Origin of the sequence: Xylanibacter muris (genome assembly GCF_013166605.1) — a bacterium.
Classification (GTDB): Bacteria; Bacteroidota; Bacteroidia; order Bacteroidales; family Bacteroidaceae; genus Prevotella; species Prevotella muris.
The window spans coordinates 47238-61103 of the sequence record NZ_JABKKF010000012.1 but is presented as its reverse complement, the minus strand read 5'-3'; the positions used below and the strand labels follow the sequence as shown (position 1 = coordinate 61103).

Sequence of the window (13866 nt, the reverse complement as noted above, 5' to 3'; positions counted from 1 at the left end):
CTTTCTTTTATTATATATCGCTTTTTTACTATAAAGCCAGAACAATATTTGTTTTTACACAACAAGAAGTCGATTTTTTCCAAAAGTGCATTCCGAAGACAATACTTCATTGCTTATAAAATTGATAACTTTGCTATTACGTTACCCAATACAAACAATTAAGGAAAAACATAGTAATTATGAGATACAACGAAATCGGAAAAACAGGAATGCGTGTTTCCAACCTTGGATTCGGAGCATCGTCATTAGGAGGAGTGTTCCACGGTATTCTTGAAAGTGAAGCCATTGAAGCTGTTCATGCAGCTGTAGACGGAGGCATCAACTTCATTGACGTGTCACCCTACTACGGCCACCTGAAAGCGGAAAACGTGTTAGGCAAGGCTTTGAAAGAAATCAGACGTGACCGCTATTACCTGTCCACAAAAGTCGGACGCTACGGAAAGGACGGCAAAAACCTGTGGGACTATTCCGCACGCCGCGCCAAGGAAAGCGTCTACGAAAGCATGGAACGGCTGAACATTGACCACATCGACCTCATCAACGTTCACGACGTCGAGTTTGCCGACCTTCATCAGGTAGCGGAAGAAACACTGCCCGCATTGGTCGAGCTTCGGAAAGAGGGTGTTGTAAGCCATGTAGGCATAACGGATCTTCAGCCGGAGAATCTGAAATGGGTTATCGAGCACAGCGAGGAAGGGAGCGTGGAAAGTGTGCTCAACTTCTGTCATTACTGTCTCAACGATGACCTTCTCACAGAGTATTTCGACTTCTTCGAAGAACGCGGAATAGGTGTCATAAACGCCTCTCCTTTCTCGATGGGACTTCTATCCATGCGCGGTGCCCCTGAATGGCATCCGGCTCCGCAGCCATTGAAAGACGCCTGCGCCATGGCAGCACGCCATTGCGAGAAAAAAGGATATCCTATCGACAAGCTCGCAATACAATATTCAACCGGCCTCAACGACCACATTGCGACAACGCTGTTCAGCAGTGCCAATCCGCAAAACGTGATAAAAAACATTGAATATGTCAACGAGCCGGCAGACATGCAACTGATAGAGGAAGTGAAAGCCATAATAGGCAATCAAATACGTGTAAGATGGAAAAACAGCTGATTATCGATGCACACAGCCATCTGTGGCTACGGCAGGATACCGTTGTCGACGGACAGAGGATACGCACTATGGAAGGCAACGGCTCACGCTCACAATTCTTCGGGGAGGAACGGCAGATGCTGCCACCGTTTATGATTGACGGACGCAACACGGCAGAGATATTCCTTTCAAATATGGACTACGCACAAGTGTCCGCGGCTGTGGTAGTGCAGGAAGTGATAGACGGCAACCAGAACAACTATCTCACACAAGTACAGCACCAATGGCCGGAACGTTTTTTCTGCATGGCAATCGCGACAACGGCGGATGAGGCATGCGCGGCACTTAAGACCGGGCTACGCGGCATTGCAGTTCCCAACCACCGTTTAAAGATTCCAACGGCAGAGCTCATGCCTATGTTCAAGTATATGGAACAGAATGGGATGGTTCTGTCAATATGCCTCGATGACGACATGCGTCAAATAGGAGAAATGGGAGAGGCAATAGAGGAATGCCCACGGCTGAAAGTTGCGATAGGACATTTCGGCATGCCCACCACACAGTCATTCGAACAACAAATACGTCTGGCTCTCAAGGGAGACAATATAATGATAGAGTCTGGTGGAATAACATGGCTTTACAACAGCGAGTTCTATCCGTTCAACTCCGCAGTACGGAGCATACGCCGTGCCGCAGACACTGTCGGCATAGACCGTCTGATGTGGGGAAGCGACTACCCCCGCACCATAACAGCCATCACCTACCGCATGTCATACGACTTCATCCTAAAATCCGAAGAGATGACAGACGATGAAAAAGCGGCTTTTCTCGGAGGAAACGCAAAAGATTTTTACAGTCTGAAGACCAAAACAGATTTACCATATATTAAAAACATGTCAGAATGAAAGCAATAAAAATCACAGACGAACGACAGATTGTACTAACAGATATCAACGGTGACAAGGAAATAAAACCGGAAGAGGTTCTTTTGAAAGTAAACTATGTAGGTTTCTGCGGTTCAGACCTCAACACATATCTCGGACGCAATCCAATGGTGAAAATGCCCGTAATACCGGGTCATGAAGTAGGCGCGACAATAGTAAGCACGGGTAGTGATGTACCAGAAGGTCTGAAGCCGGGAATGACGGTGACTGTAAATCCATATACAAACTGCAACAAATGCGCCTCATGCCGCAACGGACGCCCCAATGCATGTAAAGACAACCAGACACTTGGTGTGCAGCGTAACGGAGCCATGCGTGAATTTCTCGTGATGCCATGGGAGAAAGTGATACCGGCAGGGCTGCTGACCCCACGCTCTTGTGCTCTTGTAGAACCCATGAGTGTCGGTTTCCATGCCGTGTCACGGGCTCAGGTGACAGATGTCGACGTGGTATTGGTGATAGGATGTGGAATGGTGGGAATGGGTGCTGTGGTACGCTCCGCAATGCGTGGCTCCACAGTTATTGCAGCAGACATCGATGACGAAAAACTTGCACTGGCCCGCCGCATGGGTGCCTCCTACACCATCAACACCAAAACGGAAAATGTACACACCCGGCTTTTAGAGATGACATCCGGCTTTGGTCCGGACGTGGTGATTGAGGCGGTAGGCAGTGCATCCACATATCAGACAGCTGTTGACGAAGTGGCTTTCACAGGCAGGGTTATATGCATAGGATATGCAAAGACAGACGTGTCATTCCAGACAAAGTATTTCGTGCAGAAAGAACTCGACATACGCGGTTCACGCAATGCCATGCCGTCAGACTTCCGTGCTGTCATACACTATATGGAGCGTGGCACCTGTCCAATAGAAGAACTGATCAGTGCGGAAGTGACGCCTGAGACAACGCCTGAGGCCATGAAACAGTGGGCGGACAATCCAGGCAAGGTGTTCCGCATTCTCGTCAAGTTTTAGAATAGTAATTTATTACGTATGAAAACATACCGCTCACTGTCTATATAATTGCCTGTCGGCTTATCTCATTCCTACGATATGCTTCGCTGTATGCGCATGGTATAGCGATTATATGGCAAACAAAGAAAAAAGTAATATATCATGAATACAAAAGAAACAGGATATATCATTCAAGACTATTCCCAACCCGTCAAACGCTATTGCCAGACACTTGAGCTAAAGGAGGATGCAGCACTCATAGCACAATATGTGACAGCTCATGACAGAAAGCACTCGTGGAGTGATATACGTGAAGGAATACGCTCAGTGGGAATACTCGAAATGGAGATATACATACATGACAACCACCTCTTCATGATTGTTGAGACACCTTTGAACTTCAATTGGCAGGAAGCAATGGCACAACTTGCAAAACTGCCCCGCCAGGAAGAATGGGAGGCCTTCGTGTCACAATTCCAGAAATGTGCGGCCAATGCCGCTTCCGGAGAAAAATGGCAACTAATGAACCGTATGTTTTATCTGTATGAAGATGACGAGAAAGACACCGCCTTGCGACGTGTATAAGACTTATTGGCAATGAATGTATGAGAAAGCAGTGGAGACAAACACAAAATATAACGTTTGTCTCCACTGCTTTTTCATATAGATAAAAAAATATATATAAAAAAAACTTCATCCCATGTCACAAACCCATAACTTATCCGTTTAGTATATGAAAACAAGATGGAATTAGAAGAATTCAATCATAAGATAGTGCCCCTCCGCAAGTCACTGCTCGACATGGCGCGGACATGGACAGAGGCTCACGACTACGCGGAAGACGCCGTACAGGAAGTGATGCTCCGTCTGTGGAGTATGCGCGACAGACTGGACGCTCATCCAAACATCAGGGCACTGGCTTTCACAACCCTGAAAAACATAGAAAGAGACCACTGGAGACACCTGCAGATTGAAAACATCTCCACATCCGGGAAATACCAGGAAACGACAGTTGCAACAAATCCGGAAGACGGAGACGACATGCAACTAATAAGAATGATAATAGAGAAACTTCCACCCCTGCAGTCAAAAATCTTCAGAATGAAAGAAATAGAGGGATATACAAAAGAAGAGATAATAAAAATAACCGGATGCACGGACGAGAGCCTCAGACAGAACCTGTCGAGGGCAAGAAAGAAAATAAGGGCAGAATTTATCAGACTACAAAGCAGATGAACATGGAAGACATAAAATCACTCATCAATAAATACCTCGAAGGCGAAACTTCAGAAGCCGAAGAAAACAGCCTCCGCGAATTCTTCACAGGAAAGGATACTCCCATACCGGAAGAATGGAGGGTATATCAGGCACTGTTCACCTTTGAAACACAGGAAAAAGCCAAACTGGCAGAAGCAGACGAAGGAAAAACTGATGCAGCAACAGCAAAGCAGCAGCGTAAGACGGTAATGAGATGGATATGGGCAGCAACGGCTGCTGCCTCACTAACCATAATCATCGCTGTATCACATACAAGCCGTATGCCGGAAAACTATGTAGTGGCAGACGGAAAGATTATCACGACCAGCAAGGGCAACGTTACAGAAGAGGCAGAAGAAGCACTGAAACTCATAAACACCGGAAACGAAGACGACTTCAGCGCGCTGAAGATGATGATTATGTAAGACATGACATAATAAAAATAAAAATCATGGAAAAAACAAAAAGATACATTATGATACTAAGGCTCATAACAGCCTCAGTGATAATGCTGGCAGGCATCACGACAGCCGGTGCGCAGGAAGACCTGAACATAAACAGGATATTCGAGCGCTACGGACACGAAAAGGGATGCAAACTGGTGGTAATGCACAACACGCGTCTGAAAAAATACAGGCTTGATGTATACAAGGCGTTGGTATACAAAAAAAGGAAGATAGACACAGACACTTACCTGAACGCAGACAGGAAGAATGCCATAAAGATACGCGAGGTGGTGGACAACGGAAAAACCGTCAGCGGCTACTATATGATGAAACCAAAGGAAGAGGGGAAAAACAGATATATCCTCTTCAGCAAAGTATACGAACACGAAGGAGCCGTGATATACATCGAAGGACCGATCTCACCCGACGACATCATGAAACTGTGCTACTCTGCTTTCTGAAAACACCTAATTCGCCGTCAAATCAAACAGTACAAAGATTACACATAAATAAAAATAACAGAAAAACCAAACGTTTTCAATAAGCCAGACGAACAATATCAAACTTTTTGAATATTGTCATGGCGAGAAAAGGTAGATTAAATCCAACTTATATGAAAAGAATCATAATAACCCTAATTGCGGCAATGCCTATGGCGGCATTTGCAGGAACAGAATCGTCCGACACAACGTTTGTCCTCGGCAACAAACAAATAATCGTCAGCGACTCGGCAGGAAAGACAAAAGTCAGAATAAACACCTGCAACGGAGAAAAACTGACAAGAACATACGAGACAGAATATATCGACAACCAGGAAGTGAAGCGCATATACGTGACCTCACCGTTCTTCCCCGAATCATTCATAAAGAAAAAGAGAAATCCACGGACGTACACCCATTATCCTACCCTTCTCTTTGGTACCAACATGCTCGGAGGAAACATAATGTCGCCAGGAGGAAGCACAGCCATGCACTCACGCGACTCCAAATCTTGGGAATGGGCCCTCACCGTGGCACAGATGGCATTCAACACGGGAAGCAACACATCTGTCAACCTGTCAATGAACATAGGACAGGTACACAACCATTTTCAAGGAAATTACGTTCTTGCAACCGAAGACGGAAAAACTTTCATGAGAGAAATCGAGGACGGAGAGGTAAAGAAAAGCTACATCAGCTACACCACGATAAGGGTGCCGATAATATTCGAATGGCAGAGATACAGACTGTTCGCAGGCATTGGAGCATCGCTCGAATACCGCACCAACGACTACGCAAGATATTTCATCGGGAAAAAGAAATATACATCATCCAGAGACATAAACATAGCACCGCTCGGCATCAATATGGAAGCATATATCGGAGTAGGAGCATTCGTTATCTACGGACGGGCCGGCATAACCCCATTGCTAAAAAAAAGCAACGCACCCGAATGCTATACTTTTGCAACAGGAATAGGATTTACAATATAATAACATAGTATGAAAAAAATTACATTTATGCTGCTGCTCGCAGCAACAATCACAGCCAACGCCCAGAAAGACAGCATTTTGACTGTAAACGTCAGCGATAAGACCGTCAGTATAAACTCCGATAAGGAAAAGACAACTGTAAAGGTATACAACAATCAGGGTAACGAGCTCGTGAAGACACGCGAACTGGAATTTGTCGATGGGAAAGAAATAGAACAAGTGTATGTTGGCTCACCGTTCCTCAAGACATCATCGCTCCAAAGAGTGCAATTATTTCCAAAGTATTACTACATAGACGCAGGATGGACGATGGCCAACGCCGGACCGTTCAAAAAACAAAAAGACAGCGACAACCTGTATACAAACGGAGCTTTCTCGATAGGATTCGGCATGAACTGCTTAGCCATACCGTTCGACAAAACATTTACCTCAGGACTTACCGTCGGACTTGGCTTGAAATACATGAAGTTCAACATACAAGACAATATGAAGATAACCAAAATAAGCCGAGGCAACATATCTTTTAACGAAATAGACAACGACGCAAGAAAAAACCATATCGAATATACCGCTCTTACTATCCCTGTAATGTACAACCTTACAAATTCCCGATACAGCAAATGGAATATCGGAATGGGGCTGGCACCGGAAATAAGACTCCACAGCCAATATGTATTCACACCACACAGCGGAAAGACAGAACGTACAAATGGAGTGGTAAACACATTCGGACTCAATGCAGAACTGATGTATAACTTCAACCCATTCACCGTGAGACTGAGCTACGACTTGCTGCCGGCATTCAAAACCGGTGAAGGATTCAATGCACACACATCTTCAATAACCATAGGCATAGACATAATCGGACTCGGCAAGCTTTTTCACAAAAGCAGATAAAAATGCTTTCTCTACACATAATAAGATGCGTGCGTTGCCCGGACTTCCCATTTGAAGTCCGGACAACGCACATTAATGTTTCTCCGGAATAAAGACTATCATCGCACTACAGTCCGTCTTGTTCACATATCCCTCTTTCTCAGGAGTGGTAATCATGATTCGGTCTGCGGCAATACCATACTGGCTCATCAATATCTGACGTATGGCCTCCGACCGTTTTTCCCTCAGCCTGCCATCAAACTCCTTGTCTGAAAGATTATCACTGAACGCCGCTATCCTTATAGAAAAATCACGGTGTTCCTTCATCCAATTGGCGATATTCTGTATGTTCGACCTCTCCTTCTCCGATAAATAGGAACTGAACTCTGAAAAACGTATATAAATATACAGTCTGTTATCGTTAGGCTCTGTATAATATATCTTCCTCAAAGAATCTTCCTCCGCCTTGGCAGCCTGCTCTTTCGCATTGTTCCCAAGAAGCATGTCAAGTTGCTTTCTCATTGTGTTAACCTTGTCATTGAGCGAGTCTATCTCCCGACGGACATCGTCACCGACAACCGCCTTCTCAAACTTTCCTCCGCCAATGTTATAGTTAAGCCCTATCTGAAGCCCCAACAGATTTGTACCACCGCGAACATTATGTGGAAAGACAAAATTGCCGAACACATCACCCCTGAGGCTCAGCTTCATATCGAGATAGCCATTAAGCCTGTATAATGTCTGTAAACCGTATGTAAAGTCCACAGCCTGTTTTTCGTCTATACGTCCGAAAGTGCCTCCTACACCCATAAACGGAAGAAAACGCCATTTACGGTCAGCCCTATATCCATGACGTAATGAGGTTACGTCAACGAGTATTTCCGTTGACAATATATTATACTTCCAATCATACTGCCTGACTTTTCCATGACGGTATGAAGCCTGCAAGGCAACAAATCTGCTGATTTTCTTACCTGCCGCAAAACCATACTGTAATGATCCCTGCTCACTCCATGTACTGTTTTTCGCACCGTTGGGAGAAATGCGCAGTCCAAGGCCAAATCCCTCACTGACATAAATATTATCCCAAAACCTTCCGTTATTCCATACCTCTTTCTGAGCCATACCTGCGTATGCCTGCATGCAAAGAAGCATACATGCGACTATGCGCCTGAATATACAATCATCCATCTCCTGTCTATATTATTTCGTTTAGTTTACTATCACTGTTATCGACTCGGTTTCACGATGGTTTCCACCGCTGTCTTTCACCGTTATCGATGTTACATACATTTTGTCACCGGACTTCAGCCCCCTTATGCGTTCTAACTGCTGTTCGGTAAATCTGCCGCTTCCGGAATGAAGCGAAACAATCTTTCCGTCATTTCCGGTAAACACAGTCTCAAATCCAACCACAACAAAGTTCACAGTCATGTCACCGTCAGAATACTGAGCACCTACATGGCCAATCTCTCCAAGGCGGTTTCTGCCCACCGGCACACCTCCCATGTACTTTATGTCTCCCATCTGAATATAAGGCGTCGGATCCGGAATCCTTCTCACATTAAAACTGAACTTTCCCAAAAGTTTTCCATTCGTTCTCCTAACCGTTATGTTGGCTTTTGAGCTGTTATCCGGAACAATCACCCAACTGTTATTTTTCAATCTCACCTTACCGTTGTCGGTGGTCATTATTAGTTTTTTAGCAGGTATGCCGGGAAACAGATCAAGCTTGTTGCTCATTCCTGTATACAAATCGGTCACAGTTCCGGTGTTTTCCATTCCGCCTTCATCTATATCGCTAACATCTTGTCCGGTTTGCTCTGCGGCAATACGGTTTGCCTCGTTCAGGGCTTTCAGGTCTCCATCTGATGACATCGCCTGCAAGGTAAGGTCTCTCAGAGCCATATTCTCACTGAGAAGGACGCTCTCCTGAATCCTGTTTATCAAAAGTATGCCGCCTATTGCCGGAAGCGAGCTGAAAGATTCTCTTTCCCACGAAAAAGAAGTGCCCATAGAATTCTTCTCAGGCTCAGTATTCAGATAAGTCATCACAATGTTCCTTGCAACTATTTCCTTCATGTTTTCTCCGACAAACGTCCTCATCCTGTCTATATCCTCCCTCAGTTTCCTGCCGTTTCCCTGTGTCGGTGCAAGCATTATATAAGGTACGGATTTCAAGTCTTCCTCCTTTATAAGCTTCCCTTTGACATATTTCTCCTTGTCTGCCTGTTTCGCAATTCTCTCCTTCAGACCGTTTGTGAAGCCTATAAGCCGAAGAGTCATACTGTCAATCTTCAAACCCTTATCATATAAAGAATCTGCTCCGGCTTTCTTAAGGCGGTCAAGCAGTGCCTTGTTTGCCGTCATCCAATGACTGCTCTGCACCACACAGTCTTTATTCAGCACCGAATAGCCGTCCATAACATCATTGGATACATTTATGGCAAGCATGGCCATCAGTATGATGTATATGAGGTTTATCATCTTCTGCCTCGAAGACAAATTATAGTTAGCCATATACCAGAACCGTTATTTACTGCCTGATTTTATGTTCATTGCCTCCAGCATTCTTGAATACTGGCTGTTGAGCGCAGCTATTTTCTCTGCGACATCCTTTGTTTCGCGCTGTATGTAGCCGCTGTTCTCCAATGTTCCGTTGTTTGCAGCCTTGATTTTATCGAATGCCCTGCCCATTTCCGTGACAACATCCATCTGGGCTTTCAACTCACCTACCTGCTTCTCGAAGATCTTGTTCATTGCATCTATGTGCTCTTCCATCTCCTCCAGTTTCTTCCTTATGCCGATGGTTTGTATATCATCCGGCAACAGTCCTCCGTTGTCTGCGGAATCCTTATCTCCCTTGCCCCTGCGGAGCATTGGAAACGCACGCTCCCACTTATATTCCTCAGGCGGAGCATCAAATCCTGTAATGAAAAACACGACAACTTCCGTCACCATTCCTACAAGTAAAAACAGGTCATCATAAGGAAAATGTGAGATCTTAAACACGGCACCCATAATTACAAGGCACGCTCCCCATGAATAAGCTAAATTAAACAATATCTTTCCTTTACGGCTCGACAAGAACTTCGTAAAACTGCCCATTGATAAGATTACTAAAAAATTACACTATACTTTCAGAAGTGCAAAGTTACTACAAAGTATAAAAAAATATCAAAATATTCAGGACAAATTATCCGTATACTTGCCATTTTATCAACATTTGATACAACTGAAAAATATAAAAACAGGAAAACAAATAAAAAAGTATCCCAATATTTGGATATATGATACAAAAACAGTACCTTTGCACCCGCTATCCGCGCCTGTGGCGAAATTGGTAGACGCGCCAGACTTAGGATCTGGTGTTTTGCGACGTGTAGGTTCGAGTCCTATCAGGCGCACAGAATTAAAATCCTGACTACTTTGATTATGAGTAGTCAGGACTTTTTCTTTTATATTTCATCTGGCAACATATTATTTATCAACCAGACTATTACATCATTCTTAACCAAACCCCGAACCGGTAATTGGTTTATGAACGTATATAATCCAATGACCGGTTCGGGGTTAAAGAGCCTGGCTTATATTTAAGCCTGACTAAGTTTAAGAGTCCTATTTGAGATTCTTAAGGAATTCTATCTCGATAATCTTCAAGGCATAGCTTGCCCTCTCTTTCTTGTCATTGTTGCTCTTGTCAAGTTCCTGCACTGCTCCGAAGGCATCACGTGTAGTGCTCGAACCTGTAGACCTTATGGTATAGGTGTCTGCGGCAGGAGCATTCTTTAACGGAATGTGGATGTAGCTCAGCGACTTCGGAGTCCATCCCTCCCATACTTTCACATCACCGGCATATACGGCAATCGGATATGACGTCTGGCGGAAGCCTTTCAGCTTCACGCAGATATCGTCAATCTGTGTCTTCTCTCCGAGTTTGTAGGTTATCCACGCCTTGTCAAGCGAACTGCTGCTGTCCCATGATGTGTTCTCGTAGGTATCGAAGCTGAGGGCAGGATCATTACCGCTTCCGGCCTTTGCCGACACAATCTGCACACCTCTGCGCCACTGCTTGAACGACGGTTCCTGCGGAGTCTCACCTCTGTCGAGCACACTCTTAAGACCGTCAGACGGCATGTACTTTGTGAGTCCGCCTTCCACAGTCACAGGCTTTGTAGTAAACGATATTGATGCGTCAGGCATACCTTCGGCCTTTGCCGTCAATATAACATTCCCCGGCTTAGAAAGCGAACGGAGCATTACGCGGTTCACACCACACTCTACAGGCAGTGTATCACACAGCACATAATTATCCTTACCTTTGGCCACGCCTCCACGCCATTCGGCCGCACCCTTCAGACTGAATTTCACAAGGCGGTTGTCAAGCGGACAACGGCGACCCTTACCGTCTACAATCTCCACCTGTACCAAGGCCACATCATGACCGTCGGCTTTCCATCCCGTAGGATTCTCTATAGCTGTAAGCTTTATCGATGCAGGTTCTCCGGACGTCTCAAGCTCATAGCGCGACTCTTCCTTGCCGTCTGCGCCATACCCTATGGCAGTAAGCTTGTCTGACGTATATTCCACATCCTTGAACACGCTGAGGAAACGGAACTTATGCTCAGACGGAGATATGCGGTGGCCGTTCTGTACCAACTCCACCTTCTCGCTTGTCGACACAACATATATTGTAGGTATACGCTCGCCTTTCTTATAGTTCCAGTGACCTGCTATATAGGTACGCGGCTTTAGATCGTCAACCCATCCGTCCCACATAACCTGATGTGCGAAGAATGCGTCTTTAGGCACACGCATCGGATCTACGACACCGCTCACACGATAGTTGTCAGCAGAACGTCCGTGGGTCTGCGTGTCGCTGAATATAATCTTCACACCACCTGAATTAACCTTTGTCCCGCTTCCCGGACGCTCAAGCCAATACTCATACCAGCGGTTGACAAGCTCTTTCACAAACTCGTCGTTGTTATGGTTGTACGCTCCTGCCGGAGCATTTCTGTAAAGCGGTCCGTCACCCTCCTTATGGAAAGGATAGCTCCATGAGTTCCAATACCAACGCAGAGCCTCGTCGCGGCAATACTCCATCATCCACATCGGTTTCGTATCGCTCTTATTCACATAAAGCATCTCTCCTCCGTACTCCGCCTCCGGACGATCGAGCATCTCGCGGCTTCCGATGGCGCGTCCGCCGTTAGGATCATACTTGTCGCGTATGGCCTTCATCGATATCATATGGTCTTTGGAAATTTTCTGGTTTCCGCACTCATAGAAAATCACGCTCGGATTGTTGCGGTTATATATTATGGCATCGCGCATCACCTCCTCGCGGTGTTCCCAGCGGCGTCCCTCCACATCTTTCTCCGCATCACCGGCCGGCATTGCCTGGATAAGTCCCACGCGGTCGCACGACTCCACATCCTGTTTCCACGGAGCCACGTGCATCCATCTGACAACGTTTCCACCGCTCTTGACAAGAAGATCGTTTGAATAGTCGCTGAGCCATGCCGGGACAGACATTCCAACACCGGGCCACTCGTTGCTCGTACGCTGGGCATAGCCATGGACCATCATTACACGGTCGTTGAGATAAAACATACCGTTCTTGAATTCCGTCTTCCTGAATCCGGTGGTAGTCACCACGGGGTCTGACTCTTTTGAACATTCAGCCTTTTCGACAGACGGCTCGGCTTTGCAGCCACCGTCGCATCCGAGAAGCGTTGTCTTCACATTATACAGATAGCCATAGCCCCAGCTCCAAAAATGCAGGTCGTATGCTCTGGCCTGAGCCTTCAAAATGGCAGAGCTGTGAGCGGGAATCGTCACCTCTTCACCTATGAAGCCACATACGTCTTTTCCATCAGTCTCGTTTACGCTTACCTTCAGACGGCGCTTTACAGGCTTGTCTGTCTCATTCTTCACCTCACTCTCGACACATATTGTAGCCTGACGGTCCTTTATGTTTATGTCTTTGGCATAAACATATACACCGGTGGTCTTCAAGTTGCTGTAAAGAGGCAGTGTCTGGTATACATCATCCATAAAATGAAGTTTCACGTTCTTGGGTATACCACCATAGTTTGCATTGAAATTATTGTTGTTCCATTGGAAAGGAGAACGTGTAGACTTCTCGTGATATGTCCAGCTGTTATCTGTCATCACCTCTATCTTATTCTTTCCTTTTTTCATATATGGTGTAAGTTCGAAGCCGAAAGCCATCACTCCGTTCTCATGCAGTCCCACTTCGCGGCCGTTAACGATTATCGTTGCAGCCTGACGCACTCCCTCAAATTCGATAAACACACGCTTTCCTTCGGCTTCTTTCGGAAGTGTAAAGGTCTTGCGATACCACACAACGCTATCGCTCAAGTCCTTTATCCCCACCTTAAACGCCTCATCCTCATTCCATGCCCGTGGAAGAGTGACTGTTTTTTTAGACTTACCTATAGTCCAGCCGGAATTGAAATTGTAGGTATCGCGCGCACCGGCTGTAACGGCCATTGTTGCTGCACCTGCAATAAAAAGATGTTTTAGTCTCAGTTTCATTATATTTTAATGTTATTATTGATATGTTATTATTGATATGTTCTCACCGAATTCCAAGGGTGTTTTGCCGTATGGTACAGGCAGACCGGAATACGGGAAACACAGTCTCAGCACATACATATATAATATTCCCGTATACACCGTAATGGTTTTCTTTTGCAAATTTACATGAAAAACCATCGTGTATACGGGAATATCGTCCGTTTATCTATAAATTCGTACCATTTTACACCTTAATCATATAGTGTATCATGGATA

Annotated in this window: 13 protein-coding genes and 1 tRNA gene; 10 read left to right on the top strand and 4 right to left on the bottom strand. The window is 45.4% G+C overall.

The genetic code is table 11. From position 1 onward, the window contains the following. The first annotated feature begins 179 nt into the window (after nt 1-179). The 9 genes from HPS56_RS11230 (at nt 180) to HPS56_RS11190 (ending at nt 7065) form a co-directional block, all read left to right on the top strand. A complete protein-coding gene (locus HPS56_RS11230; RefSeq protein ID WP_172276568.1) occupies nt 180-1115 on the top strand; it encodes an aldo/keto reductase in 936 nt (311 codons plus the stop codon). Further along, nucleotides 1100-1999: an amidohydrolase family protein gene (locus HPS56_RS11225; RefSeq protein ID WP_172276566.1), complete on the top strand. Its 900-nt coding sequence runs from the start codon at nt 1100-1102 to the stop codon at nt 1997-1999. Before HPS56_RS11230 ends, HPS56_RS11225 begins: the two co-directional genes overlap by 16 nt. After that, nucleotides 1996-3015 (top strand): zinc-binding alcohol dehydrogenase family protein, encoded by a 1020-nt coding sequence (locus HPS56_RS11220; RefSeq protein WP_172276563.1) that lies wholly within the window; start codon nt 1996-1998, stop codon nt 3013-3015. The genes HPS56_RS11225 and HPS56_RS11220 overlap by 4 nt, the downstream gene beginning before the upstream one ends. A gap of 141 nt (nt 3016-3156) precedes the next feature. Beyond that, nucleotides 3157-3579: an L-rhamnose mutarotase gene (locus tag HPS56_RS11215; RefSeq protein WP_172276561.1), complete on the top strand. Its 423-nt coding sequence runs from the start codon at nt 3157-3159 to the stop codon at nt 3577-3579. Nucleotides 3580-3738: 159 nt separating this feature from the next. Beyond that, nucleotides 3739-4230, top strand: a complete 492-nt coding sequence (locus HPS56_RS11210) for a GFO_1088 family ECF-type sigma factor (RefSeq protein ID WP_172276559.1) — start codon at nt 3739-3741, stop codon at nt 4228-4230. Next, a complete protein-coding gene (locus HPS56_RS11205) occupies nt 4227-4676 on the top strand; it encodes a PG0215 family putative anti-sigma factor (RefSeq protein WP_172276556.1) in 450 nt (149 codons plus the stop codon). The genes HPS56_RS11210 and HPS56_RS11205 overlap by 4 nt, the downstream gene beginning before the upstream one ends. Before the next feature lie 26 nt (nt 4677-4702). Then, nucleotides 4703-5158 (top strand): DUF6108 family protein, encoded by a 456-nt coding sequence (locus HPS56_RS11200; RefSeq protein WP_253952453.1) that lies wholly within the window; start codon nt 4703-4705, stop codon nt 5156-5158. A gap of 152 nt (nt 5159-5310) precedes the next feature. Then, a complete protein-coding gene (locus HPS56_RS11195; RefSeq protein ID WP_172276554.1) occupies nt 5311-6168 on the top strand; it encodes a hypothetical protein in 858 nt (285 codons plus the stop codon). A gap of 9 nt (nt 6169-6177) precedes the next feature. Next, nucleotides 6178-7065, top strand: coding sequence for a hypothetical protein (locus HPS56_RS11190; protein ID WP_172276552.1), 888 nt, complete (start codon nt 6178-6180; stop codon nt 7063-7065). Between the two features lie 72 nt (nt 7066-7137). Here HPS56_RS11190 and HPS56_RS11185 read toward each other — a convergent pair whose 3' ends face one another. The 3 genes from HPS56_RS11185 to porL are packed head-to-tail and all read right to left on the bottom strand — an operon-like array spanning nt 7138 to nt 10152. Next, nucleotides 7138-8235, bottom strand: a complete 1098-nt coding sequence (locus HPS56_RS11185; protein ID WP_172276549.1) for an OmpA family protein — start codon at nt 8233-8235, stop codon at nt 7138-7140. A gap of 21 nt (nt 8236-8256) precedes the next feature. After that, nucleotides 8257-9564 (bottom strand): type IX secretion system motor protein PorM/GldM, encoded by a 1308-nt coding sequence (gene porM, locus HPS56_RS11180; RefSeq protein ID WP_172276546.1) that lies wholly within the window; start codon nt 9562-9564, stop codon nt 8257-8259. A 12-nt stretch (nt 9565-9576) separates the two neighbouring features. Continuing rightward, nucleotides 9577-10152 (bottom strand): type IX secretion system motor protein PorL/GldL, encoded by a 576-nt coding sequence (gene porL, locus HPS56_RS11175; RefSeq protein WP_172276543.1) that lies wholly within the window; start codon nt 10150-10152, stop codon nt 9577-9579. 217 nt (nt 10153-10369) lie between these two features. Here porL and HPS56_RS11170 point away from each other — a divergent pair. Continuing rightward, nucleotides 10370-10451, top strand: a tRNA-Leu gene (locus HPS56_RS11170). A gap of 211 nt (nt 10452-10662) precedes the next feature. On the opposite strand, the gene HPS56_RS11165 is transcribed toward HPS56_RS11170, so the two are convergent. Beyond that, nucleotides 10663-13608 carry a glycoside hydrolase family 2 protein gene (locus tag HPS56_RS11165; RefSeq protein WP_172276540.1) on the bottom strand — a complete coding sequence of 982 codons (2946 nt, stop codon included), beginning with the start codon at nt 13606-13608 and terminating at the stop codon, nt 10663-10665. Nucleotides 13609-13866: the final 258 nt, after the last annotated feature.

Coding starts and splice junctions, on each gene's coding strand:
- HPS56_RS11195 (WP_172276554.1), top strand. CDS start 5,311: ATGAAAAGAATCATAATAACCCTAATTGCGGCAATGCCTATGGCGGCA.
- HPS56_RS11225 (WP_172276566.1), top strand. CDS start 1,100: ATGGAAAAACAGCTGATTATCGATGCACACAGCCATCTGTGGCTACGG.
- HPS56_RS11205 (WP_172276556.1), top strand. CDS start 4,227: ATGAACATGGAAGACATAAAATCACTCATCAATAAATACCTCGAAGGC.
- HPS56_RS11165 (WP_172276540.1), bottom strand. CDS start 13,608: ATGAAACTGAGACTAAAACATCTTTTTATTGCAGGTGCAGCAACAATG.
- porL (WP_172276543.1), bottom strand. CDS start 10,152: ATGGGCAGTTTTACGAAGTTCTTGTCGAGCCGTAAAGGAAAGATATTG.
- HPS56_RS11185 (WP_172276549.1), bottom strand. CDS start 8,235: ATGGATGATTGTATATTCAGGCGCATAGTCGCATGTATGCTTCTTTGC.
- HPS56_RS11230 (WP_172276568.1), top strand. CDS start 180: ATGAGATACAACGAAATCGGAAAAACAGGAATGCGTGTTTCCAACCTT.
- HPS56_RS11210 (WP_172276559.1), top strand. CDS start 3,739: ATGGAATTAGAAGAATTCAATCATAAGATAGTGCCCCTCCGCAAGTCA.
- HPS56_RS11200 (WP_253952453.1), top strand. CDS start 4,703: ATGGAAAAAACAAAAAGATACATTATGATACTAAGGCTCATAACAGCC.
- HPS56_RS11190 (WP_172276552.1), top strand. CDS start 6,178: ATGAAAAAAATTACATTTATGCTGCTGCTCGCAGCAACAATCACAGCC.
- porM (WP_172276546.1), bottom strand. CDS start 9,564: ATGGCTAACTATAATTTGTCTTCGAGGCAGAAGATGATAAACCTCATA.
- HPS56_RS11215 (WP_172276561.1), top strand. CDS start 3,157: ATGAATACAAAAGAAACAGGATATATCATTCAAGACTATTCCCAACCC.
- HPS56_RS11220 (WP_172276563.1), top strand. CDS start 1,996: ATGAAAGCAATAAAAATCACAGACGAACGACAGATTGTACTAACAGAT.